Source organism: Chryseobacterium sp. UF-81 (assembly GCF_058245105.1).
Genome location: NZ_JBSIBX010000012.1, coordinates 1 through 26,343, shown reverse-complemented (window position 1 = coordinate 26,343; position 26,343 = coordinate 1). Strand labels below are relative to the sequence as shown.

The window sequence follows — 26,343 nt, the reverse complement described above, 5'->3', positions numbered from 1 at the left end:
CGCTCTGGGCTACGCGAAACATCTGAAGTGACACATATTGTTCCTGTTTTGTAAAGATTGAGCAATAGTTTAGAAATATTTCATAAAAAAGAGAACCAGAAGGTTTCTCTTTTTTGTTTTTAATTATATTTTATAGAATAGCAATCTCCAATAAAATACGTCACATTCTGTCGCTTTCCCGTAATATTTTTGCATTATACAAATGATAAAACTCACATTAAATCTCCGTAACGAGATTTGAAAGGCCGTTGAAAAATGTTAAATTCGCAGCCTCAATCAAACTAACCGTAAAACTCGATATACGAACAGATGAAGAAATTCTACTCCGGTGCATGTGTTCTATGCACTCTCTTTGGGTTGTCTGCCCAGGAAGTATTATGGCAGAAAGACATCAAATCCTCTACACAGGATTTTCTAAGCCAGGTGACCACAACAATAGATCAACAGTATCTGATCACGGGAAGCAGTATTCAAAGCAGTAAGCTTCAGGCTGAGGGCAGTAAGCAGAATAACGGCTACGATTTTCATCTGATAAAGCTTAATCAACAAGGCGAAGAGGTCTGGGAGAAATACATTTCAGGAAATAACCATGACTATCTTTCCGCAACCGTTTCTACACAAGATGGTGGATTTTTGATTTCAGGCACCTCCTATTCATCAAAAGGTCTTGATAAAAAAGAAGACTCCAAAGGCGGCTCCGATATCTGGCTGATACGACTTAATGAATTCGGTGATGAGCTATGGCAGAAAACTTTAGGATCAGCATCAGATGAAGAAGCAAGATCAGTTATTCAGACCACAGATCTTGGCTTTTTTGTAGCCGGAAATGTCACCCTTCGACAGGCTCAGGGTACTACTAAAGGTTATGGTTCCAAAGATATTTTGATTGTAAAGCTCGATAAGGACGGGAAAGAACTTTCTCAGTCAATCTTAGGTGGAAAAGGATTGGATGAAGTTGAAAAGATGATACCTACCAAAGACGGCGGAGCTTTGCTGGGAATTTATTCCAGAAGCAACTTAGGGGGTTCTAAGAAAACCGAAAACTTTGGCGAAGGAGATTACTGGATCATTAAGCTAAATAAAGAAGGAAAAACAGAATGGGAAAAGAACTATGGAGGAAAAGGAGATGATCATTTGAGAACATTGGCCTTAACCTCAGCAGGATATTTAATCGGAGGAGAATCCAGATCCGAGAGATCAGGAAACAAAACTGCAGGAATAGAAGAAGGAACCGATCTATGGTTAATCTCTTTAAACGAAAGAGGCGAAGAGATCTGGCAGAAATCCTACAATTTCGGAAACCGTGATATTCTGATGGGAACGAGTGTTATTCAGAGCCAGGATCGGGGAGCCAGGAACCAAGATCTGACCAAAGGAATTTTACTTGGAGGTTACACTCAGGCTGAAGGCAGAATTGAAGCAGATGATGAAACCTTCTGGATGCTCTATCTCAATGCCGATGGTAATGAGCAGTGGAGAAAATACGTGAAGGGAGACAAGAGACAAAGAGAAGAGAGACTTTCGGATATAAAACTCAACAGGGACGGCTCCATTATTCTGGCTGGAACCAGCGCGGAGGAACTTGGAAAAGAGAACTGGAAGATTGTAAAACTGGGAGATAAACAGCTTGACCAACTGATTGAAAAACAGGACATCAAGATCTATCCGAATCCAGTATCAGATTATGCCTATGTGGAAATAGGCTTTGATTTCAAGGAAGCTGATATTATGCTGTATGATATGGGTGGAAGACAATTACAAAGTTTGAAAACTAAAAACAAGATAACCAAGATTAGCACACAAAACTTAATTCAGGGGGCTTATCTGGTGACGATAAAAACGGATACTAGCAAAACGGCTAATGCCAAATTAATAAAGAAATAGCATGAGAAAAATATACATATCATTAACACTAATTCAATTTTCAATAGCTTTCTCACAACAATACTTGGACAAGGTACAGATAAAATCTCCTCAATCCTATGCATTTGAGAAATACGGCAATGTCCCGATTAATTTATACACAGGAACTTTAGATTTAAAGATTCCAATCTATTCTATTCCTACCAGTGAAGGAAAGAATATTGATGTTTTTATTTCATATGATTCCTCTGGGTTTTTACCGCATAAGAAGTCTGATTTTGCAGGGATGGGTTGGTCCATGCTTGCCGGGGGGAGAATTACCCGGACATTAAACAGATTCCCTGATGAATATCAGGGAAATCCAACTTGGACCGGGACAAGCCCATTTGATTCGGGGGTGGATTTTCACGGTTTCCTTACTGGTGTACGTTTGAATGCTTATACCAATGCACAGGTTTACGACCTGAATAGCGGTGCCGGTGGTATCACAGGATTAGACTGGCGACTTGGAACGGTTGATAACGGTTATGAAGGAGAACCTGATATTTTTAACTTTAATGCAATGGGGCTAAGCGGAAAGTTTGTTATTGGTAACGATGGGAATGTATTGGTGGAATCGGAGGATCCTAATATCAAAGTAGATTTGTCGGGTATGGTATCTTATGGTGGTAAAGAATTTTGTAAACCACCCAATCAGACTATCATTATTACTGATGGACAGGGTAATAAGTATTACTTCGGAGGTGATTTTTCAAAGTATGAAATCAGTTACTCGCTACCACAGCCGGGTATGAGTAAGAACAATTGGTTTAAAGGTTTTCCTTATATCAGTTCTTTCAGTCTTTCAAAGGTTGAGTTTACGAATGGACAGACTGTTACTTTTGGATATGTTCAGGATACATTAAACAGTACTTTTTGCAGTCTTGCTACCTCGTCATCCAATGTAGTAGCCAATGCTAAATTGATGAATTTTGAAGGATACTATCAGGATGGAGCACGAATTGATGACTGGCAGAATTGCCCAAGCGGTTTGGCGGGCTGTGGTTCAGCGATAAGCAGTACTTCAATCCTCAGTGAAAATTTTGTGCTGACAAAACGCTCGCTTTTAGAAAGTATTACTTATGGAACTCATCAGGTAAAGGTCAATTATAAAGATACTGGATATCCCATTAGGCATTATGAAGGCGGTTCAGCAGTGCTTCTGTTTAATGAATATGTAATAGACAATATTCAGCTTTTTGATAATAGCCATCTAATACAAAATAATGTGTTTACTTATGAGGACCTGGGTACTAATAAAAGACCTTTTCTTAAGAATATCACGGATCCTGTAAGTAATAAAGTATATGGTTTTGAATATTACAATACGGATAATTTACCCAAATACGTTACCAAGGGAATTGATCATTGGGGATACTGGAATGGAAACGATAACAACCAGAACTTGGCACCGTACGACACCTATAATGCCATTACTGGAGATTATACACTAAATAACACATTTAGAGATCCTAATGTTCAAAAATATAATGTGGGCTTACTGAGCAAAATAATTTATCCAACCAAAGGATATTCCATCTTCGAGTATGAGGCGCCTTATTATGGACAGAGGGTAGAAAGAACATCAGTAAGTGCATTTCTTCCTACTCTGATGAATAATGGAGGAGCAATAGGAGGAGCAAGAATTAAAAAGCAATATGATTATTCAGAAAATGGTGGAATAATCAATAACAAGGAATATCGGTATACAACTACTTTAAATGGTACAACATCATCCGGAATACTTATGAACTGGCCTAGATATATTTATTATATTGAATTTAATACTCCTACGGCTTACCAAAAGTTAATGATCAGGTCAAGCTCCAATGTACAGCAAAATTCACTAGACGGTTATAATGTAGGATATCAAAAAGTTTATGAAATCAATGTAGGAAAGGGTATTACAGAATATAACTTTACAAGTTATGTGGATTATCCGGATATTATAACCCCTGATGCGGGTAATCTTAGAGAATATAACAATATGGCTTCTCCTTCGCCATTGAATTTATACAAAAATTTTAAAAACTTATATGGAACAGATCGAACCATCTTAAGGGGTAAGTTGAAAACTAAAACTATTTATTCGGAAGGTTCAACAAGTCCATTGAGTATGACTGAATTCACTTATAATGATAATATAGACTATAACCCTAATAATACGAAGGATAATAATAATTATGTGAGTTTTAATCATCTATCAGGAGCATGGGTACAGGGATATAAAAAGTATCTGAATTCTTCAGCAATAAAGAAAAAAATGGTAACAGATTTTTTAAATGATGTTCCTGTCCAAACAATAACAGATTATTTTCATGATAGCAGCAAACATTTAAACCGTACCAAGGAAAACATTACGACTGCCGATAATACTATTATATCCCAAAATTATTCATACGCTCAAGATGTCAGTAATAGCTTAATGGGATCTAGAAATATGACTGGAATTCCAGTAATAACAGAGGTCAAAAAAAACAATAAAACTATTGTTAAAACGGAAACTGTATATCCGGCTTCGCTTCCCACTGCACAATCTGGGAACCTAGTCCTTCCTTTGTCTGTGCAATCTTATGATCTTCAAACTAATTCTGCTTCCACAGAAGTAATTTATAATAAGTACGATTCCAAAGGTAATTTACAGCAATACACAACAAAAGATGGAATTCCTGTGTCAATTATCTGGGGTTACAATAATACCCAGCCTATTGCAAAAATAGCAGGAGCAACTTATAGCCAGGTGGAAAGTTTAATCTCGGATATTGTTACTGCTTCTGAAAAGGATGCTAATCCTGCATTATATAACCTACAGCCGGAAGAGGCTGAAACACAACTTATCAATAAGTTAGATATATTCCGAACCTATTCCGGGTTATCAGACTATTCTATCACTACTTATACTTATGATCCGCTAATTGGAGTAAGAAGCATTACTCCACCATCGGGCATCAGAGAGATTTATATTTATGATACCGCTAATCGACTGAAAGAAGTTAAACAACTGGATAAAGATGCTACTGGAAATCTAGTATACAAAATTGTGAAAGAATACAAATACAATTACAAAAACTAAAAACGATGAAAAAGATAATTATTCCAATCGGAGCTTTGCTTGTCACGAGTTTAGTCCATGCACAGCTTTCACCTACAGAGAATTATGTGTATTCAAAAACCTATTTAGATTATAACGGAACTTCAGCGACAAAAACCTCCGAAACCGTTCAATATTTTGATGGACTCGGAAGACCAAAACAAATAGTCAACGTAAAAGCATCGCCTCTTGGAAGAGATGTCGTTACCCATATCGAATATGATCAGTTTGGAAGACAGGTAAAAGACTACTTACCGGTTCCGCAGGCAGGAACGCTAAATGGTGCTATTGTTCCTACTCCCCTGGCCAATGCTACCCAGTCCGGAATTTATGGTTCAGAAAAGATTTATGCGGAAAAAATACTGGAAAATTCTCCATTAGACAGAATTCAGCAACAAGTTCAGGTGGGTAACGACTGGACCACTAAACCCGTCAAATTTGATTATGATACCAATATAGCTGGTGAAGTAAAGAAATACATTGCTACTTCTGCAGGTGCCACTTCTTCCGGTGTAACATTATCAGGAACTTATGGAGCCAGCCAGCTGTATAAAAATGCCGTAACCGATGAGGATGGCAATAAAACCATAGAATTTAAAAATGGACAAGGCCAGGTATTATTAGTCAGGAAAGTGATAAGCAGCACAGAAAATGCAGACACTTACTATGTATACAATGAATACAACCAGCTGGCTTTTGTGATTCCACCTAAGGCGGCTGCCGCTACAGATCTCACTACGGTACTGGGAAGCTTATGTTATATGTACCGGTATGACGGAAGAAACAGGCTGGTGCTTAAAAAGCTTCCGGGAAAAGGCTGGGAATATATGGTTTATGATAAACAAGACAGGCTGATCATGACCCAGGATGCTGTAATGGGAGCTTCAAAACAGTGGCTCTTTACCAAATATGACCAGTTTGGAAGAGTAGCCTATACAGGAATATATACCAGCTCCCAAGCTTATGGAGTGGCAGGAAGAGCTGCAGAACAGGCCTTAGCAGATGCCAAAGGCAGTAATAATGTAACCAGAGCCTCTACAGCAGGCCTTACCAACAGTGGATTGGATGTATATTATGATAATGGTTCTGCCAGTTATCCAAGCTCTGTTACTAAACTGTTAAGTGTCAACTATTACGACACCTATCCCCTTTACAGCTTCAATCCGGCTTTCCCTTCCACCATCCAGGGAGAACCTGTATTAACTCAAACTCCATCAACCGATGGGAGAAGCACAAAAGGATTGCCTGTAATGAGTTTGATTAAAAATATCGAAGATGATAGCTGGACAAAGAACTACACTTACTACGATACCAAAGGAAGAGCAGTAGGAACCTATTCCATCAACCATTTGGGAGGCTATACCAAAACAGAATCCAGACTGGATTTTGCAGGCGTTCCTCAGACTGTCATAACCAGACATAAAAGATTGAATACAGACACGGAAAGAGTTATTACAGAAAACTTCACCTATGACCATCAGAACAGGCTGCTCGTACACAAGCATCAGGTAGATACTAACCCCGAAGAAATTCTTGCTCAGAATAAGTATAATGAACTCTCCCAGCTGGAAAACAAAAAAGTAGGAGGAATTAGCCTTGGATCACCACTTCAAAGTATAGATTACAAGTACAACATCAGGGGCTGGATGACCAAGATTAATGATCCTGATAATCTGAACGGGAAACTGTTCGGATATGAGATGAAATATACCAATCCAGTGTATTCAAATATTGCTCCAGGAAGGTTTAATGGAAATATTGCAGAAGTGGATTGGAAAAACTCAGCTGAAGATGTCCTGAAAAGATATACGTACGGATATGATAATCTGAACAGGTTAAAAGATGCTGTTTATACAGAGCCTCTTTCATCGACGCCGTTTAATAATAACTTCAATGAAAACCTGTCTTATGACCTGAATGGAAATATTGCTACCCTCAAAAGAAATGCCTTCCCAATATTTGGAACAACGTCTACTATGGTGGATGACCTTACGTATCAGTATACAGGAAACCGTTTGGATAAAGTGATAGAAGCTTCTCTCAACGACACGGGATATGAAGGGGGGAATAATTTGATTAACTATGACCCGAATGGGAATATGATTACCATGAAGGATAAAGGTATTCAGACAATTGCTTATAATTATTTGAATCTGCCTAATGATTTTCAGATTACTCAGCTTAACCCATTTGGTATTGCTGTCAGCTTTAGTTTGGACTATGTTTACCGTGCAGACGGAACAAAGCTTCGTAAAACCTATTTTAAACCTGGTGGAAGAGGAAATAATTTAATCACAAATAAAATCACAGATTATCTGGATGGTTTTCAATATGATTTTACGGACATTGAACAGTGTACATGGTGTAGGACCAGTGTGGCTTATGAACAGCAGGCTTTCAAGGAGGAACTGATTCTTGATCCTACATTGCCTGGCAGCACACCTGGACAATGGAAACTGGACTTTGTAGCAACTTCGGAAGGATTTTACAGTTTCATTGAAAACCGCTATATTTACCAGTACAGAGACCACTTGGGAAATGCAAGGGTAAGTTTTGCAAAAAACAGCGCAGGAGTTCTTGAGGTAACAGATACCAACAATTATTATCCATTCGGGTTAAACCATATTGGTGGAACTACTCAGGGACAGTTGGGAGGTTACTTCAATTACAAATATAATGGGAAAGAATTGCAGGAGACTGGGATATATGATTATGGTGCAAGATTCTATATGCCTGACATTGGACGGTGGATTTTGCCAGATCCTTTAAGCGAAGAATATACGAGTTGGTCGCCTTATAATTATGTAATGAATAATCCAATTAGTAATACTGACCCTGATGGAAGAAGTGTTAAAACAGATTATAAACTATTACCCGATGGCCAAGTAGAAAGAGTAAATCCCAATGATGGAAGCGAGAAAAGAAGTGATGATAGACTTTTTGTTACAGATGGCAATGGTAATGTAGACAATTCAGTTAATCCATATGTTATAAATAAAAGTACACCAACGGATTCTACACCAATATCCGATTTGTCTTTAAATCTAAAAGATCCTGAAAATCTAAAATATCCTTACACAGATATCCCGATGTTTCCCAAAGGATTAAGTAGAGGCTTTACAAATAATGACAATACAGCCGCCTCTCTCTATATATTTTTAATAAATAATACTAATGTTGAATGGGGATTAGCTGGACATAGAATTAATTCTAAAATGAATTATACAATTTTTACTGGACATCAAACAGATGCTGTTACAGGTATATTTTCACATAGAGGGGTGTCAAAATTATCTTTTGAAATACATAATCACCCACGAGGCACTCTTCCAAATAGTGGCGATATGAGCTCTGCATCTTCTCTTGACATTGAAAGTGGAAAATATCCCCGTCACTTTGTTATCAGTTCTGATGGAAATCCAAAAAGATTATACGAATATAACCGCTTTAATGTAGATGGAAAGACCACTAATAATATTTTTTATCCAGGGAATTCTAATATTAAAAATAAAGGAATGATTATCACTGGTAATTTAAATCTTAAATCATTAGAAAGATGAAAAAAATCACTCTAATTATACTATGCTTATTTCTCTATTCTTGTAATGAAAATAACAATCAATTTTTTGTATCGAATGAAATATATACTACTATATTAGGAAGTATTCAGAAAGAAAATAAAGAAAATAAAAACTTAAAATTTTTTTACATTTTTACAAAACATGATACATTAGTTATTTTAGCTACGTCAAGAGAAAATGAAGTTTTTCCCATCGATCGAATTAGTAAGTTAGGAGCATTTAAATATAAAGGCAATAAAGTAATTATAACAGAATCTTATAACCCCAAATATAATATTGTTAAAAAAAATAATGCTCTTGATAATGATTTTATAAAGGATAAAAAAATTAGAGGATCATTTGACGAGGATGTTCAATACGGATATATTTATAAAATGATAACTCCTAACAATATCAATTTAATAAAGAAAGGAGAACTTAAAGAATTTTTTATTAAATAAAACAAAAGCATCTGTCCACACGATTATATTGTGTGGCAAATGGTAAAGAAGCCAGGTCTATTTCTAAGAAAGGAAATGTCGATGCCAGTTTCTGTAAGATCCGTTGTTACGCTTCCAAGCATACTACTCATATTAAGAAAGCTTAAGTGTTCTGGATCGAAACGTAAGCAATGGTGGTGAGAAAGAAAAAAGTTCTATTGTAATAAAAGACGGTTCTGTTTTAAAAGGTGCGTAAGATACTGAGGTACAATCCGGAAAGAATGGTTATACGGATTCAACATTATCTAATTTACCTGCTTTAAAAACCACAACAGCAAAAATAACCCTCGCTTTTGCGAGGGTTATTTTTGTTTTACAATGCTAAAACCTATCCAAACTTCTTCTTCCTCAGCCAGAAAAACAAGCCTCCCAGCAAGCCAATCACCACTAATGGCAACAGCAGGTTCAGCCACTGCCAGTTTGTTTTTTCTTCTGTAATGCGGTTTCTGTCCAGAAGTCTTTCTTCAATATTCCTGTTTCGGAGTGCCATCAGGTTGCTGTCGTCCAGAAGATAATCCAGCGCATTTCTCAGGAACTGCTCGTTTCCGAACTCCTGGTTTGTAAGACGGTCAATTCCCATCGGGAGTGGCTCGCCTTTGTGCATTTTGTTTCTTCCTACGTCTCCGTCTGCAATGATGATCATTTTATTTTCAGGACTCTGACTTTTAAATCCGGGATAACCTTTTCTTTCAATTCTTGATGCATAGGCAGAATTGAACTTCCCTTCCAGTGCAACGGCAAATATTTTTGGTGTGCTTGGTTTTTCCATCTGCCCCAGACTGTCTACACTGGCAATCTCTTTCAGGTCCACATAGTTGGGAACCTGTTTCAGAAGTGTTCTTTCGCTGGATTCAAAAAGTACTTTCGTTTTGATATTTTTTCTTCCTAAAGTATCAATGGAAGTTGGAAATTCAAATTTTACCGGATTGATATTTTTCGTGATCGGATTGTCATTCTCAGCAATTCCCAATGGAAAATATGGCCAAGGCAGACTCGTATACTGTGGATTCCCTCCTACTTCACCCGTAACCAGCTTCAGGAGTGCAAATTTCTTTACATCCTTCACCAATGCAGGATTGATCCTGATTCCGTAATTGAAAAAGAAATCCGTCATATTGATATCCACAGGGAAAGGCATTACCTTTTGAGACCTTGTCAGCGTATCCATTTCAGCATTTACAGCATCGATCATCCAAAGCGTTTTGCCTCCATTCATAATGAACTGGTCAAGGATCACTTTTTCGTTATCGGTGAATGCTTTTCTAGGTTTTGCGATTACTAAGGCACTCATCTGCTTTAGCAAAGGAAGATCTTCCTGGGTAAGTTCCGTCTGGTTCTTGGGTATAACCGGTCCTGCATCATAATTTTCCAGTGCCAGCTGCATAAAGCTATGAAATTCTTGAGGTCCAAGCTCGTCATGATTCACAAGAATTCCTACTTTCTTTCTCTTGCTGGCCGCAATATTCTTGATATTGGAAACAAGGCTGTATTCCAGGCCTTCTATGGATCTTGTCAGCTGCTGATCCGCATCTATTCCTGCCTGCTGCACAACCAGCGGAATAGAAACTCCCCTTTTATCATATTTTATGACCGCATAAGGAAAAAGGGTGATCTGCGATATTTTCCCGTCTTTAACATCCGGAAGAACAGAAGGCTGCATTCCCATCGCCATCAGCGTGTCCTGGGACATTTTTGTCTTAATGGGATCAATGAATTTGAAATCAATCTTCGGATTGATCTTTCTGAACTCTTCCAGCATAAACCGGGTTTCACTCTGAAGCTGTTTAAAGCTTGCCGGAAAGTCACCTTCAAGATAAACATCTACCGTAAGCGGCTTTTTCACCGATTCCAGTACCTTTACCGTATTATCCGAAAGCGTATATCTTTTTTCTTTGGTTAAATCTAATCTGATTCCTGAATATGTAAGCAGAATAACCAAAGGGACTACTGCAATTAAAAAAATTCCTAACGGAGATTTAATATCGAACTTCTTCATAATGCTACTTCTTTTTAGTGATAAAATGGTTGGACAATAGTAACGTAGCACCGATGATCAGAATAAAATAAGCCACATCTTTAAGATCTATAAGACCTCTTGTAAAGCCAAGAAAATGCTGGTAAAAACCAATATTCTGAAGGATAAAATCTGCACCGCCCAACAGTTTATAGCTTGCCAGCTGCTCTATTCCAAAATACATGATAAAACACATGAAAACTCCCAGCAGATAGGCCATGATCTGGTTCTGAGAAAGTGAAGAAGCCAGAATCCCTACTCCGGAGAAAGCAGCAATTAAAACAATTAATCCAATATAGCTTCCGAAGGTCATTCCAAGATCAATATTTCCTGCCGGAACGCCTAAAACGTATACGGTATAAAGATAGATCAGTGACGGAATAAGGCATAAAACCCCAACAATCCATACTGAAAGAAACTTTCCTGCTACCAGGTCTGAAACTTTTAGAGGCTGGGAAAACAGCCAGTTCAGCGTTCCCGTCTGCTGCTCTTCTGCAAAGGTTTTCATAGAAAGTGCAGGAATAATAAACATCAGCAGCCATGGGACCAGTACAAAATAGCTCTGCAGGGAGGCCATCCCGATGTCGAAAATATTAGAATCATTCTCGAAGAAAAACAGGAAAAGAGCTGTTATGAGACTGAATGCAGCGATGATTACCCATGCGCTCCAGTTTCCAAAGTAACTCCAAAGTTCCTTTTTTAAAATTGCAATCATAGTTTTTTGTAAAATGTAAAAAGTAGAATGTATGGTGTATGCATTCTACTTAAACAATTATTTGTTTTTTTTATTCTTATTAACGAGTTTAACGGTCATCATGATCAGAAATACAAGAACGAAAAATCCTGCAATTAATTGCCACCAGTACTCAATAACTGAAGATTTCAGAATCACTGTAAACACTACCAGAAACAGAATGAAGGTTGCAATTTCATTGGCCTGTCTCAGCTTGATATTAGGAGTTTCGATAGTTTCTCCGTTCAGTTCTTTCAGTTTCAGTACTTTTTTCCAACACCAGTAATGATAAACAGCAAGACCGATCAGGAAAGTCAGTTTTAAATGAAACCACGGCATTTTCATCAGCCCGGTATTCAGGAAGATCATGACAATTCCGCAGACAGCCATAATAATACCTGCCGGAACAGTGATGATATTCCACAGCCGTCTGGCCATAAATGTATACTGTTCTCTAAGTATCTTCTTTTTCTCTTCAGCAAATTCATCCGTATCCTTGTAGTAAACAAAAATTCTTACGAGATAAAATATTCCCGCAAAATAGCTTACCATAAAGATAATGTGCAGTGCTTTGATTATAGTATAAAGCATTTAAATCAATATTATTTTATAGGAATAATTTCGCAATTCTTATCCAGATTTTTAAGGTACTTAAAAAAATTATTTTTTGATTGAGTCCAATCAAAAGCAATTGATAATAAAATCAACATATATATAATCAGAAAAATGATCTTCGTTATATAACTATCCGAGATAACCATATAAATCATACAAAAAATTGAAACAGCTATAATGAATAACGTATCATATTTACCATAAGTAATTAGTAATTCAATATCATTTTCATCCTTTATAAATTTTCCCTTAAAATATGGCTTTATTCCTCTACCTAAAAACGTCACTTTAAAATCATGATCAGATACATCTCCCCCAAATTTTTTATTCTTCCAATTAAAAAAAGTTTTATATATATTTTGATCTATATCATTTAAAATTTCCTCTTTTGTTATTGAAAATCTTATTATGCATTTGGAGTGGTAAATCATATTTACATAAAACTAAACGCAAAGATAAGTTTTTATGTAATTTTTAAAAATAAATTCTTTTGATTAAATATTTTTAAGTTTATATAAAAGATGCTTCGACCAACTTAGCATGACAACCCTAATACTAATTGCTTACTTTTAAAGCATTTTGTTGCTGTCATGCTAAGTTTGTCGGAGCATCTCAATATTATCTAAGATAAATTAAATTCAAATTAAGAAATAACACCAAGCTCCTTTCCTACTTTCTCAAAAGCCGCAATCGCTTTATCAAGGTGAGCTTTTGTGTGGGCGGCAGAAAGCTGTACTCTGATCCTTGCTTTTCCTTTCGGTACCACAGGATAGAAGAATCCGATCACATAAATACCTTCATCCATCAGCTTTTCAGCCATTTTCTGGGCAAGAGGCGCATCGTATAGCATTACCGGAACAATTGCAGCATCACCTTCCGGAATATCAAATCCTTTGGCAACCATCTCTCTTCTGAAATACTCTGCATTTTCCATTACCTGGTCACGAAGCGAAGTATCCTCAGAGATCATATCCAGAACTTTCAAAGCTGCTCCTACGATTCCGGGTGCCAATGAGTTGGAGAATAAATATGGACGTGAACGCTGTCTCAGCATATCGATGATCTCTTTTTTACCGGAAGTAAATCCTCCAAGAGCTCCTCCCAAAGCTTTTCCTAAGGTAGAAGTAATAATGTCTACCCTTCCCATTACTTCATTGGCTTCGTGAGTTCCACGGCCTGTTTTCCCGATGAAACCTGTAGCATGGGAATCATCCACCATTACCAGTGCATTGTATTTATCAGCGAGATCGCATACCCCTTTCAGGTCTGCTACAATACCGTCCATGGAGAAAACCCCGTCTGTAACAATAATCTTAAAACGGTGATTCTTTTCGGAAGCAGCAATCAGCTGAGCTTCCAGATCAGCCATATTATTATTTTTATAACGGTATCTTGCCGATTTACAAAGGCGTACCCCGTCAATAATAGATGCGTGGTTAAGCTCATCTGAAATAATAGCATCTTCTTCGGTAAACAACGGCTCAAAAACACCACCGTTTGCATCAAAGCATGCCGCATACAGGATAGTATCTTCAAGACCTAAGAAATCTGCAATTTTTTTCTCCAGTTGCTTATGGATATCCTGTGTCCCGCAGATAAAACGTACAGAAGACATTCCATAACCGTGAGATTCTATCATGTCCTGGGAAGCTTTCATTACTTCCGGATTATTGGACAGCCCGAGATAATTATTCGCACAGAAGTTTAAAAGCTTCTTTCCATTCGCCTCAATTTCCGCGCTCTGCTGGGAAGTGATGATTCTTTCTCTTTTATAAAGACCATCATTTTCAATGTTTTGCAGTTCGTTCTGTAAATGCTGAAGATATTTTTCAGAGATCATTGTAATAAATTTTTTGATGTGCTAATTTAATAAAAAGGTGTTAAAATATTGGCTTTTATAAATTTTAATTCACAAAACATCAATTCAATTTCAGATTTAACACAATTAGTCTACTAATTTAGTAGGATAATAATTATATTTGTCTACAAATTCAGGATTATGAGATTGAGCCCGATACAAAGAGTAAATAAAATAAGTTCCGGAAGCTTCATAAGCAACCATATGAAGCCACGATATCCTGTTATTTTGAAGGATTTTATTGATCCTGAAAGTCCTGCTTTCACCAAATGGAATTATGGGTATTTTAAAGAAATAGCAGGAAATCACAAAGTCAATATTTACGGCAGCGAGCTGGAATCTCTGGATAAAGTAGCCAGCAGCCCAATCGGTCAGACAACGTTTGCTGAATATCTTGATCTGATCAGCAGCACTCCCACAGAAAACAGGCTGTTTTTATTTAATCTGCTTACTATCAGGCCGGAACTTCAGGATGACATCCATTATAATGATGTTACTAAGGGGAAAATATTGAAATGGCTGCCTTTTATGTTCTTCGGCGGCGAAGGCTCTATTACCAGAAATCACATTGATATTGATATGTCCCATGTTTTTATCACTCAGTTTCAGGGAATCAAAAGAATCTGGCTTTTCCCGTGGGAACAATCGGATCTTATGTACAAACTCCCCTATAACTTTCACAGCTTACCAAATATTAAAGATCCTGATTACAGAGAGTTTCCTGCTCTGCTCTATCTTGACGGCTATGAAGCTATATTACAGCCCGGTGAAACACTTTATATTCCTTCCGGCTGGTGGCATTATATACAATATGAAACTGAAGGATATTCTGTTTCTGTAAGAGCACTCCCGTCCAGTCTTCTGGAAAAATGGCGCGGCTTCAAAAATATGGTAATAACAAGAAACTTTGACAATATCATGCGAAAGCTTTTTAAAGAAAAATGGTTCAAATACAAAGTAAAGATTGCCAGAAGAAGAGCAGCAACTGCAGTTCGAAAACAAAAAAGCTTTCTGATCTGAAAGCCTTCTATATAATTTTAACCCTTAAAATTTGTAACAATGGAATTTATATATGCCATATTATGCGCTGAACGTTCTCTGTATACCTTTTATCCAATTTTTTAAATTGTTTCCAATAAAAAAACCTTCATTGCTGAAGGTTTTCTGAACATTTAAAAGTTATTTGTAGCTAACACTCAGTTCTCCGTCGCCGGTAGAGCAATAACCGAATGTTCTTTTTTTACTGTTGCTTTAAAAACTTAATATGCTTTTCATTAATAGTAAAAATATAAGAGCCCGGAACCAGTTCTGAAATTCTAACTGATTTTCCAGGGTGATATACATCTCTTCTGATCAGCTTGCCATCCATAGAATGAATGGAATACTCAACAGCCTTATCAATTCCTTTTATATAAAGTTCGTTCTTTGCAGGGTTTGGATAGAGTGCAAAATTGTCCTTCTCTACAGAAGCTACACTTAATGTATTATCCTGAACTACCGTTGAGTTTTTTTCCAGGATCTGGTAGTCATAATTAAATTCAACGCTGGATACAGGAAAAGAAACTGTTTCCAGGAAATATTGGTTATCAGAGGTATGATTCAGGACAAGATAAGCAGTCTGTCCGCCGGTGCCGTTCACTTTGATCGGTAACGGCATTTCAAAAAAGCTTACTGAAGGGCTGCTCTGGATCTGGGAAACTTTAAACAGTATCTGATTTCCCGTCTGTTTCCATTTTGTCGTATAGCTCGGATAACCTTCACCATACAGCCAGTCATTGAAAAATCCTGTAAAATCTTTTCCTGTAGACTGCAGCAGCGATGCATTAAAATCGACAGTTCTCACATAATTATAGGCTAAATTCGGCCTCGCATGATAATCTCTTACTGCCTGATAAAAGGCGGTATCCCCCAGGATCCATTTGATCATTCTTAAAATATAGGCTCCCTTTACATATGTCAGCCTGTTATTGAATATTCTGCTCACACTGGAAAGGCCGGAATCCGGAACATAGGTAGAACCATCGGGAGCAGAAGTAATATTATTGATTTCTCCCAACAGGAAATTCTTAAATTCAGTATTGGTCATCAATAGTTTTTCATTGGCAAGAACTGCACCGAAAGTGGCAAAACCTTCATTCAGCCAGATATCATTCCATGCTCCGCAGGTCACCTTATCACCAAACCACTGATGGGCAAGCTCATGGGCAATAAGACCTTTGCTCCAGCTTCCCATGGATGTCATCGTCTGATGTTCCATTCCGCCTCCATTGGTGAATTCCATATGTCCGTATTTCTCGTTGCGGAAAGGATAAGGCCCGAAATAGGTTTCAAAAGTATTCATAACCACTTTCGTCCACTCAATATTAGACATGCTTGTCGCATTTGCGTTGGTTGAAGGATAAACATAATTGACGAACGGAAACGGCGGGTTTCCCATAGTATCATTTAGTTTAACGAAATTGGTAATGGAAAGGGCAATCAGATAAGCAGATGTGGGATAAGCTGTTCTCCAGAAAGTAAGTTTCTGATTTCCGGGAAGCGCTGTTTCAGACATCAGTTTTCCGTTGGCTGCAACATTATATTGGGATGGTGTGGTAATTTTAAAATCAAATCGTTCGATCTTATCATTAAGGCTTTGTTTTGTTGGAAACCAGTCCTGTGCACCATAAGGCTCACTTAAAGTACAGATAATAGGTGTTCCGCCCTGGCTAGATGCTGTAAAAGCACCTCCAGCAGCAGAAGGAGCACCGGAGTAATGAATCGTTAAGGAATCCAGCGTATTTGTGGGAATTGAAGCCGGAAAATCTATTTTCACTTCTTTTGTCGGAAGCTGTTGAAAAGTAAGATTGCTTCCATGATACTGCACCTGGGAAACAACCAGAATATCAGACAGGTCAAAATAAATACTGCTCATATTCTGATTAGGCTTGAAATGTGAGGTCACAGAACCTGAAATATTATATACTGCAGGATCTAAAGTGACATTCATCCTCTGATACTGAAGATCGTAATTTAGAGTGTTGGGATTAATATTGTAGGTAGTCATTTTCTTCGTAAAAGCTTTCATTTCTTTTGCGATGAGCCCTTTCATTTCAATATTTTGATCCTGTATCTGTCCATAGAACGGCTGGGAGATCAAAAAGCCCAGAATTAAAAGATAAAATTTTCTCATACTCAGAATATTAGATAGGAACCAAAGATAAAAAAAACCTTCTAATCATTGATTAAAAGGTTTTTAGAATATTAAAATAAATATTTTTAAAGATCGAGAGCCGGCTCAAGAATTTTTTCCATTCTTTTCTTTACCATATCTACAGATCCTGAATAATTGTTTACCATTAAAGAAAACACAAGAGTTTTCCCTGAATTGGTCTTCAGATATCCTGCTAATGTTTTTACTTTATTCAAGGTTCCTGTTTTTGCGAAAACCTGTCCGTTTCCGGTACCGATGAACATTCTTTTCAGCGTTCCGGACTGTCCGCCTACCGGTAGTGAAGTGAAATAAGTCTTATAGTATTTCTCATCCATTAAAGAGGTTAAAAACTTCACCTGGGAAATCGGTGTTACATTATTGCTTCTGGAAAGTCCGCTTCCGTCCATATAATTCAGTCCCATCATATCGAAGCTTTCTTCCTTCAGGTGGTTGGTTACCACTATTCTTCCTGATTCCGAAGTCTGGTCACCCATTTTCTGGAAACCTACTGTTTTCAGTAAAGCTTCTGCCAGAGAGTTGTCGCTGTGCTGGTTGGTATAGAATATGATATCCCCTAGTGTAGGAGATTTATAGGCTGACACCAGCTTTCTGCTCTCCGGTGCTGCATCTGTCATTCTAGGGGTTACTTTTCCGGTAACACCAATTCCGCTTTTTACCAGCGTTGTTCTGAATGTATTGGCAAGATAAGCCGGAGCATCGGGAAGTTTTGTTGTTAAGATTCCGTCTCCCTCATATTTTTCTGCATAGACCATCTGGTTAGCGTAAGGAGACATATAGAAATACTTTTTATCAGATGCCAATCCTGATTTTTTCATGATCAGCTTTTCGTTCGCAGGATTGATCTCGCGGGTAGTTCCTACAGGCAGATAGTAATTATTGTTTTCAAGCCATACAACATTTTCCGGAAGCCTTGTAATATTGCCTTTGAAAAGCGCTGTCTGGATGATAATATCACCGTTTACCTTTCTGATCCCTTCGCGCGAAAGTCCGCCCATAAAGTCTGAAATAATATCCCTGTAAGACCATGCACCGGCTTTATTGGTCCCCAAAGAAGGGTCGCCGCTGCCTATGAGATACAGATTACCATTCAAAACTCCGTTTTCATCAATAGTCCCCGAATATTCCAGCTGCGTTATCCAACGGTAGTTTTCACCTAAAAGATTCAATGCTGTTTCCGTAGTGAGCAATTTTGTTGTAGAAGCCGGTACTAAAGGAGTATTTTCATTGTACGAAGAAATGACCTTCTTCGTTTTGGGGTCATACACTACGAATCCCCAGTTTGCATTTTTCAGCACAGGATCCGTCATCATTGTGTTTACATTAATATCTACAAGCTCTTTGGCCGACAGAATCGTTTTCTCCGCCATTGAGGTAACCGGAGAAGGTAGATTCAAAGTATTCTTCTGATTGTCGTATACCTGTGAGTAAAGAACTGTAGAAACGGTAGATTGGGCAAGGAAAAACCCAGAAGCCAATACCGCCACACCTGAAATATATTTTCTGTAATTTACCATGTATCTTTTTTTGTTTCCATATAGTTTGACACTATAAAAAATGATAAGTTAAATTATCCGTTTAAAGAGCCAAACATTTAATGAACGACCAAAAGTAGAAATTATTGTTATAAAAAGGGTTACAGAGTTCTTATAAAAGAGCGTAAAGTTTGTTAAAAAATGTTAAAAATCTACAAAAACATCTTTTTTAATACTTTGATAAGCAGTGATTTCGTCAAATTCATTCAAACTTAGCAAAACCATCTTTTTGAATTCATCATACTTTTTCCCGCGGGGAAGTTTCAGCATAATCTGGAACTGGTATAAATTATTAAGCCTTGCAATCTGTGCTCTTTCGGGTCCCAAAACACATTCTTCAGGAAGATATTTTCTTAGGACAGATCCCAAAAATTGGGAAGCCCGGTTTACTTTGTCTTCTTTCCGGTGTTTCAGCTCAATCATAATGAGCTTGGTGAACGGCGGATAATGGAATTTCTGACGTTCGGTGAGGATATATTTATAGATTTTTGCAGGATTATTCATCTTGATCAGCTGAAAAACAGAATGATCAGGATTGTAGGTCTGAATTAAAATTTTTCCTTTCCCGGAAACCCTGCCTGCTCTTCCGGAAACCTGGGTGATCAGCTGATATGCCCTTTCTTCAGCTCTGAAATCCTGGACATACAGTAAAGAATCTGCTTTGGGAATAGCGACAAGCTCGATATGGTCAAAATCGAGTCCTTTCGATATCATCTGGGTTCCCACAATAATATCTGTTTCGCCATCTTCTATTTTTTCGTACAATTTCTCATACGCAAATTTCTTACGCATGGAATCCACATCCATTCTGTCTACTTCATGATCAGGAAACATTTTGGATACTTCTTCATGAATCTGTTCCACTCCTACTCCCCTTTCGTTAAGGTTTTCCGAATGACATTTCGGGCAGGTTCTCGGCTTTGAAGCTCTCTGTCCGCAGTAATGGCATTTCATTTCGTTGGCTGCCTTGTGGTAGGTCATTACCACGTCACAGTTTGAACAGTAATTAACATAGCCGCAGGTTTCACATTCAATCACATTGGCATAACCACGGCGGTTGTGAAGCACAATGGCCTGATTTTTCTCGTCCAGCGTTTTTTTGATCTCATCAATTAAGTGTAAAGAAAAATTTCCCGAAACTTTTTTGGATTCCTGGGCTTCTTTAAAGTTGATGATTTCATATTCCGGCAGGTTTACATTCCCGAATCTCTCATTCAGGAAAATATATTTTATTTTATCTTTTCTGGCGTTATAATAGCTTTCCACAGAAGGCGTTGCCGACCCAAGAATCACTCCGGCTCCATAAAAATTACCTAAAACCAATGCAGCATCTTTGGCATTGAAGTAAGGCGAAGCTTCTCTCGGCCTGTATGCAGAATCATGTTCTTCATCCACTACAACAAGGCCAAGATCCTGAAATGGCAGGAACAGGGCATTACGCGTTCCGATGAGAATTTTAATATCATTCTGCTTTATTCTTCTCCAGACTTCGACCCGTTCAAAATCGGTTAATTTCTGATGATAAAACCCCAGTTGTCTGCCATATTTTTTTTCTAATCGTTGAGTGATCTGTTTAGTCAGAGAAATTTCAGGAAGCAGAAACAGAACATTTTTTCCTTCCTGGATGCATTCTTCAATTTTCTCTAAATAGATATGGGTTTTTCCTGAAGAAGTAACACCGTGCAATAATACATTTTTCCCTTCTTCAAAGGCTTCATCAATTTCGGTTTTAGCTTCTTTCTGCTCTTCAGAAAGTTCTTCAATTTCTTCAATTTCACCTTCATAGCTTTCGATCCTGTCTTTCTGCATATAATATTCTTCGACAAGATTTTTATCTGCTAACGCCTTAAAATGGGAACTTCCGAAATATCCATCCTCAAACAATTCTGCTTTTTTAATAGGAACTTCAGGATGCTCGGTCTGCTTTTCCAAAATAGCCAGAAAAAGATCTTTCTGCTTAGGAGCTTTATTCAGTTTTAAAAGAATATCCGTAAGATTCTGGTTATTTAAAACCTCATTATTAATCCTGACGTAGGCTACTTCTTTAGCCTTATATTTTTCCGCAATTTTTTCATCAATTTCAATATATTGCAGATCGATAAGGGAATTAATTGTTTTGATGATATCTTTTTTAGGGATAAATGCTTCAATATCCGTAAGATTGATCAGCTGGCGGACTTCCAAGGCCTGAATAAGGTACATTTCATTGATATCCAGATTTTCAAAGTCGACCGTTATATTGGGTTTTAATTTTAAATAGGTTTCACTTTCCAGTTTTAAAGAAGATGGAAATGCAAAACGGTAGATCTCTCCAAGTCCGCAGAGGTAATATTCTGAAAGCCAGTTCCAGAAGTTAATCTGTTCTTCGGGAAGGATGGGTTGATCATCCAAAATACTGATAACTTCTTTTGCTACAAAGCTTTCAGGTGCGTTATCATGAAGCTCAAAAACAATTCCGGTATAAATTTTCTTTCCTCCAAACGGTACCAGCACCCGCATTCCGGGCTGAATATGAGACATCAGATCTTCGGGAACTCTGTAGGTGAAAGATCCTTTTAAATTGAGTGGTAAAACGATTTGGGCGTACTGCAAGAGAAAATTTTTAAAGTGTAAAATTAGATTTTTCTTTAGAGAACTGCAATTTTTTTGTTGAGATACAGCAATGGTATTACAAGGAAGAATACCCAAATGATTTTTTTATAGATTAGTCTTACTTTTAATTATTTTTCTTGCATTGAACTGATTAAGAAGATCAAAAATAACGCAAACATCTGCCTAATCTATGAGAGATTATTCTGTATAAAAATCTTTTTTTTGTGCATCACTATAGTTTTTACACGCAAAGGTCTGATTTAGGATTTCTTTAATTTTAAGGAAGCAAAGATGTGGCTGCGCCGTTGATGAAGCTTTATGGATAAAACGTTCGCTTAGTCAAATCAATGCTAATTGATTCCTCTTTGCTTAACTTAATAATAAGATTTTAAAGTTAATCTTTGCGTGGTAAAAGCAACGATCTTTTTGAGATTCTTTCGCTTCGCTCTGAATGACAATTTCTGACCTATTACATTATGGGATAATAAATTTAGAAAAATAATTCTATAATCTGATACCAAACCGCCGAAGTAAGGAACCCGACCATAATACTGAAGCCAATAATAAGATTGGTAAGCTTGGTATTGAGTCTGAACTGTTCTGCAATAATACTTGAGGTGACAACAGTAGGCATGGCCGCTTCAAATATAGTGATCTTTGCCACATCTCCTTTTATATTAAGAAGCAGAGCCAAACCCAGAACAATTGCAGGAGCCAAGATCAATTTATAGAGCATAGAAACGGACATCTGCGGGATCAGCTTTTTCCATCCGTTAAATTTTAATTGGAGCCCTACAGAAAATAAAGCCAGTGGACTTACTGTTGCTGCTAATTTATCAAAAAACGGCTCGGCTACGGTAAAATCAATGAACTGTGATAATACCAATGCTGCGATGCATCCTATCAATGGCGGAAAAGTGATCAGTCTTTTTAAAATAAATTTTGCGCTTAGCTTTCCTGATTTGCTTCCTCCTTTCACAGCTGCTATGATTCCCAATGTAGAAAGGGCAAAAAACATGGTCTGATCGCAAATAATGGCAATGCTTAAAAAACTCTCACCATAAAATGCACTAATAAGGGGAAAACCGATAAAGGATGTATTGCTGTAGCCACTTGTCAGTTCCAGTGTGCTTCTTGACCGTCTTGAATAGCCTTTACTTTTACTGTAAAACATCATAAAGAAAAAGCAGCACACCGAAATCATAAAGGTAGCGGCAATCGGGAACAGCATTTCTGTTGTCCATTTAACCTTGGGCAGATATTTAAAAGAAACTGCAGGCAGGGCAAGGTACAGAATCCAGGTATTGATGCCTTTGTGAGCATCGGGATGGATAGATTTCGTTGCTTTGAATACAATTCCTGCAATAATACACACTGCAATCAGAACAAAATTGACCATCATATTGAATAAATATACTATAAAGTTACGGTTGATTTTTTACTTATGACCTCAAAAAATAATTTTTTAATCTCTTGCTGATTGAGCAGATTTTGTTATGCTTTGATATTTAATCCTGCCATGTATCCCAAAGGCTCATTACTTCGATATTTTCCAAAGGTCTTGAAAGTTTTATCTTTTTTGATGTGCCGGGAAGGAGATCAAAGAAGTTATCACTGAAATGGGTATCACCTATCAGATAAACATCTTTTGCCAAAACATCTGTAGAAATTTCAATCTCATCTGCCGTGATTCTCTTAATCCTGACAGCAGGTTTTGTCAACTGCAGATCTTTAGGTTTGGAAAAGAAATAGTGATCGACAGCAATGGCTTTCCCATTACTATCTCTTAATGTAAACTGCAGAAAGGTTTTATTTCTGTCCGTTTCAGGAATTAAGTTTTTAATTTCAAGAGGGTCAAATCTTAGAATAGTCTCTAATGTTTTCCCTTTTGAAGCTCCCATTGTTTCTTTTAAAACTTTACCACCAAAATTTACGGCTTTAATTTCCAATTGTACATCACTGAAATGTTCCGGTCCGTCATTCACTGCGTAAAAATTAAAAAATCCTTCTTTTTCCTCAGCTAAAATAACCTGCTGCTCAAAGCTTCTTTTCATCTGGTAATGCAGCGCTTTCCAGTTTCCCAAATAATCAATGGACGACCAGGAAACCACTGGCCAGCAATCATTGAGCTGCCAGTATAATGTTCCCATATTATAAGGCTTTGCCCGGCGGTGGGCTTCAACAGCAATTCTCATTCCGCGGGCCTGGAGCAACTGGGAAATATAGTTGTACTTCACGAAATCGGCAGGGGTTTTGTAGTCCCTTTTCATATATTCAGTGATGATGTCCCAGCCTCTGGTGTTTTTTTCATGGGCTTTAACAACCGGATTCTGAAGGCTGAGATCCGGAGTTCCGGAAAACATGGACTTCATTGTTTCCAGACTTGGCATTCCCTGAAAACCATATTCTGACATGAATCTTCCTACTTTGTCATTATAAATTTCAAACGGCTGCTCTCCCCACCAGACACCCCAATAGTGCGAATCTCCTTCTGTGAGGCTTTTCTGATGTCCCCATCCGATAGACGGCGAACTTGGCCAGTAGATATTTTTATCCGGGGTAAGATATTTCTTCATTGTAACAGGAATCACTTCATGAAAAAGCTTTTTATAGTCTTTCCAAACCTGAAGGGAATCATTTTTTGAATATTTGAACTGTTTCTGATAGCCCCAGTTGACAATAGCTTCGTCAATTTCATTATTCCCACACCACAAAGCAATGGAAGGATGATTCTGAAGCCTGTTAATCTGATCTTTTACTTCTTCTTTTACATTATTTAAAAAAGCTTCATCGGCCGGATAAAAACTTCCTGCAAACATAAAATCCTGCCAGACTAAAATACCATTTTCGTCACAGGCTTTATAGAATTCATCATCTTCGTAGATGCCACCACCCCAGACTCGGATCATATTCATATTAGCGTCTTTGGCATCTTTGATGAGCTTTTGGTATTTTTCTTTGGTTATTCTGGGTGAAAAGCTGTCGGAGGGAATCCAGTTTGTTCCTTTTGCATACAACGGTTTTCCATTGACCTTAAAATAGAAAGATTTTCCTGCTGCATCTTTCTCCTGAATTAAATCAATGGTTCTTAATCCAATTCTCTCGGATTTTTCAGAAAGAATTTTAGAATTTTTCTGCAGAGAAATTGTTATGTTATATAAATTCGGATCGCCCCATCCATTAGGCTGCCAAAGTTTTGGGTTGTTAATTTTAAAAGGAATCTGAATTTTATTTACACCTTTTTTTAAGTGAAATTTGTTCGATTGATTATTAATAAAAATAGAATATTCACCTTCTGTATCTGCAAAAATTTCTGTTTGAATATTAAGTTCTGCTTGCTGTTTTGTCAGGCTTTTTTGCTCAATTTTTATATTGCTTAATATAGCATGATTCCAGAAATGCAGTTCTACATCTTTCCAGATTCCGGCAGTAACCAGCCTCGGACCCCAATCCCATCCAAACTGATACTGGGCTTTTCTCACAAAACTCCTTGGTGACTCGGGCATGGTAAACGGAACTTTTCCAGCGAGTTTTTTTCCTTCCTTCACAGCCGACCTGAATTTAATTTTCAGTTCGTTATCTCCTTCTTTCAGAAATTCTTTTGCAGGAATTTCCCATTTCCTGAACATATTGTCTGTTTTTTTCAGCAGTTTCCCATTTAAATAAATTTCCGAGAAGGTATCAAGGCCGTTAAAAACAAGATCAGTATGATCATTCAGCAATTCTTTTGATGAAACTTTAAAACTGGTTTTATATTCCCAGTCTTCATTTTCGATCCACTGCACTTTCTTTTCATTTTCATCTTTAAAAGGATCGGGAATGATTTTATTATCCATCAGGTCAAGATGAACAGTACCGGGAATTTTTGCAGGCAGCCAGTTTTGCTCGTGCATATTTTTGAACTGCCATTTTTCAGAAGACAAGCTTCGTTCTGTTATCTGTGCACCCATCATACTTTGAATAAAAAGGAAAGCAAAAAAAAGGATAGATCTAATCATTAACAAGTTTATTTACAATTCTGTGAATCCCATATTTAATAAGTTCAGTATTAAAATTTATCAGTAACCCCAGTTTTACATTAGTCAGTTTCAGATAGGTTAAAACCTGGGAATAAAAAACGGGATTCAACTCAAGAACAGCTTTTACTTCAATAATAACCTTTCCTTCTACAATTAAGTCAATTTTATATGCATTTTCTACTGTAACTTCTTTATACTTTAAGGGTAAGGAGATTTGTTGTTTCACCTCCATTCCAAGCTGTTTCAGTTCATACGCCAGAGCTATTTCGTAAGCAGTTTCCAACAAGCCAACTCCAAGATTTTTATGAACTTCAATTGCAGCTCCTATTATTTTGTAGGATAGTTCGTTTTCTGTCATTCATTTGTGTTTTATATTTTAGCATTTTATATTGAAGTCATTATTGAATTTTTTTTTGACGCAAAGTTTTTATTATCTACATCTTAAATTTAAGTGATGTAAAGAGGAAAATCAACAAGTTGATTCGATTAAGCGGACGTTTTATCCACTTAGCTTCATCAATGACGTAGTCAATCCTTTGCTCCCCTCACAACTCAACGTTATTAAAATAGACTTTGCGTTTAAAAATACATTCTATATTTAACGCAAAGGTTCATTCAGATATTGCATATTTTAAGTCTGCAAAGACGGAATCAATTGACATTGATCCGACTAAGCGAACGTTTATCCAGCTAGCTTCATCAATGACGTAGTC

16 protein-coding genes are annotated in these 26,343 nt (G+C 37.3%); 5 read left to right on the top strand and 11 right to left on the bottom strand.

From position 1 onward, the window contains the following. The first annotated feature begins 309 nt into the window (after window positions 1-309). The 4 genes from AC4IFE_RS15870 to AC4IFE_RS15855 are packed head-to-tail and all read left to right on the top strand — an operon-like array spanning window position 310 to window position 9,014. Window positions 310-1,884, top strand: coding sequence for a T9SS type A sorting domain-containing protein (locus tag AC4IFE_RS15870; protein ID WP_490758115.1), 1,575 nt, complete (start codon window positions 310-312; stop codon window positions 1,882-1,884). Window position 1,885: 1 nt separating this feature from the next. Beyond that, complete coding sequence (locus tag AC4IFE_RS15865) at window positions 1,886-4,975, top strand: hypothetical protein (protein WP_490758114.1); 3,090 nt, start codon at window positions 1,886-1,888, stop codon at window positions 4,973-4,975. 5 nt (window positions 4,976-4,980) lie between these two features. Beyond that, complete coding sequence (locus tag AC4IFE_RS15860; protein ID WP_490758113.1) at window positions 4,981-8,553, top strand: DUF6443 domain-containing protein; 3,573 nt, start codon at window positions 4,981-4,983, stop codon at window positions 8,551-8,553. After that, a complete protein-coding gene (locus AC4IFE_RS15855) occupies window positions 8,550-9,014 on the top strand; it encodes a hypothetical protein (protein WP_490758112.1) in 465 nt (154 codons plus the stop codon). Before AC4IFE_RS15860 ends, AC4IFE_RS15855 begins: the two co-directional genes overlap by 4 nt. A 367-nt stretch (window positions 9,015-9,381) precedes the next feature. Here the strand turns inward: AC4IFE_RS15855 and gldG are convergent, their stop codons facing one another. The 5 genes from gldG to kbl form a co-directional block, all read right to left on the bottom strand. Further along, the gene (gene gldG, locus AC4IFE_RS15850) at window positions 9,382-11,049 is read right to left on the bottom strand and encodes a gliding motility-associated ABC transporter substrate-binding protein GldG (RefSeq protein WP_490758111.1); all 1,668 of its coding nucleotides are present in this window, start codon (window positions 11,047-11,049) and stop codon (window positions 9,382-9,384) included. A 4-nt stretch (window positions 11,050-11,053) separates the two neighbouring features. Further along, on the bottom strand, window positions 11,054-11,782 hold the full coding sequence (locus AC4IFE_RS15845) for an ABC transporter permease (RefSeq protein WP_111960437.1): 729 nt from the start codon (window positions 11,780-11,782) through the stop codon (window positions 11,054-11,056). 57 nt (window positions 11,783-11,839) lie between these two features. Next, on the bottom strand, window positions 11,840-12,391 hold the full coding sequence (locus tag AC4IFE_RS15840) for a CopD family protein (protein ID WP_034707934.1): 552 nt from the start codon (window positions 12,389-12,391) through the stop codon (window positions 11,840-11,842). 11 nt (window positions 12,392-12,402) lie between these two features. Then, complete coding sequence (locus AC4IFE_RS15835) at window positions 12,403-12,846, bottom strand: hypothetical protein (protein ID WP_490758110.1); 444 nt, start codon at window positions 12,844-12,846, stop codon at window positions 12,403-12,405. Between the two features lie 212 nt (window positions 12,847-13,058). Continuing rightward, window positions 13,059-14,255 carry a glycine C-acetyltransferase gene (kbl, locus tag AC4IFE_RS15830; protein ID WP_490758109.1) on the bottom strand — a complete coding sequence of 399 codons (1,197 nt, stop codon included), beginning with the start codon at window positions 14,253-14,255 and terminating at the stop codon, window positions 13,059-13,061. Between the two features lie 159 nt (window positions 14,256-14,414). Here kbl and AC4IFE_RS15825 point away from each other — a divergent pair, with 159 nt between their 5' ends. Then, complete coding sequence (locus tag AC4IFE_RS15825; RefSeq protein WP_490758108.1) at window positions 14,415-15,293, top strand: cupin-like domain-containing protein; 879 nt, start codon at window positions 14,415-14,417, stop codon at window positions 15,291-15,293. Window positions 15,294-15,513: 220 nt separating this feature from the next. Here the strand turns inward: AC4IFE_RS15825 and AC4IFE_RS15820 are convergent, their stop codons facing one another. The 6 genes from AC4IFE_RS15820 to AC4IFE_RS15795 all read right to left on the bottom strand — a co-directional run bounded on the left by AC4IFE_RS15820 (window position 15,514) and on the right by AC4IFE_RS15795 (window position 25,988). Further along, window positions 15,514-17,445 carry a M1 family metallopeptidase gene (locus tag AC4IFE_RS15820; protein ID WP_490758107.1) on the bottom strand — a complete coding sequence of 644 codons (1,932 nt, stop codon included), beginning with the start codon at window positions 17,443-17,445 and terminating at the stop codon, window positions 15,514-15,516. An 86-nt stretch (window positions 17,446-17,531) separates the two neighbouring features. Beyond that, window positions 17,532-19,001, bottom strand: a complete 1,470-nt coding sequence (gene dacB, locus AC4IFE_RS15815; RefSeq protein ID WP_490758106.1) for a D-alanyl-D-alanine carboxypeptidase/D-alanyl-D-alanine endopeptidase — start codon at window positions 18,999-19,001, stop codon at window positions 17,532-17,534. Window positions 19,002-19,163: 162 nt separating this feature from the next. Continuing rightward, a complete protein-coding gene (gene priA, locus AC4IFE_RS15810) occupies window positions 19,164-21,611 on the bottom strand; it encodes a replication restart helicase PriA (RefSeq protein ID WP_490758105.1) in 2,448 nt (815 codons plus the stop codon). Window positions 21,612-22,101: 490 nt separating this feature from the next. Beyond that, window positions 22,102-23,013: an AEC family transporter gene (locus AC4IFE_RS15805; RefSeq protein ID WP_490758104.1), complete on the bottom strand. Its 912-nt coding sequence runs from the start codon at window positions 23,011-23,013 to the stop codon at window positions 22,102-22,104. Window positions 23,014-23,119: 106 nt separating this feature from the next. Beyond that, window positions 23,120-25,609 (bottom strand): beta-mannosidase, encoded by a 2,490-nt coding sequence (locus AC4IFE_RS15800; RefSeq protein WP_490758103.1) that lies wholly within the window; start codon window positions 25,607-25,609, stop codon window positions 23,120-23,122. Next, entirely contained in the window at window positions 25,602-25,988 is a 387-nt protein-coding gene (locus tag AC4IFE_RS15795) for a GxxExxY protein (protein WP_490758102.1), read from the bottom strand. The genes AC4IFE_RS15800 and AC4IFE_RS15795 overlap by 8 nt, the downstream gene beginning before the upstream one ends. Window positions 25,989-26,343: the final 355 nt, after the last annotated feature.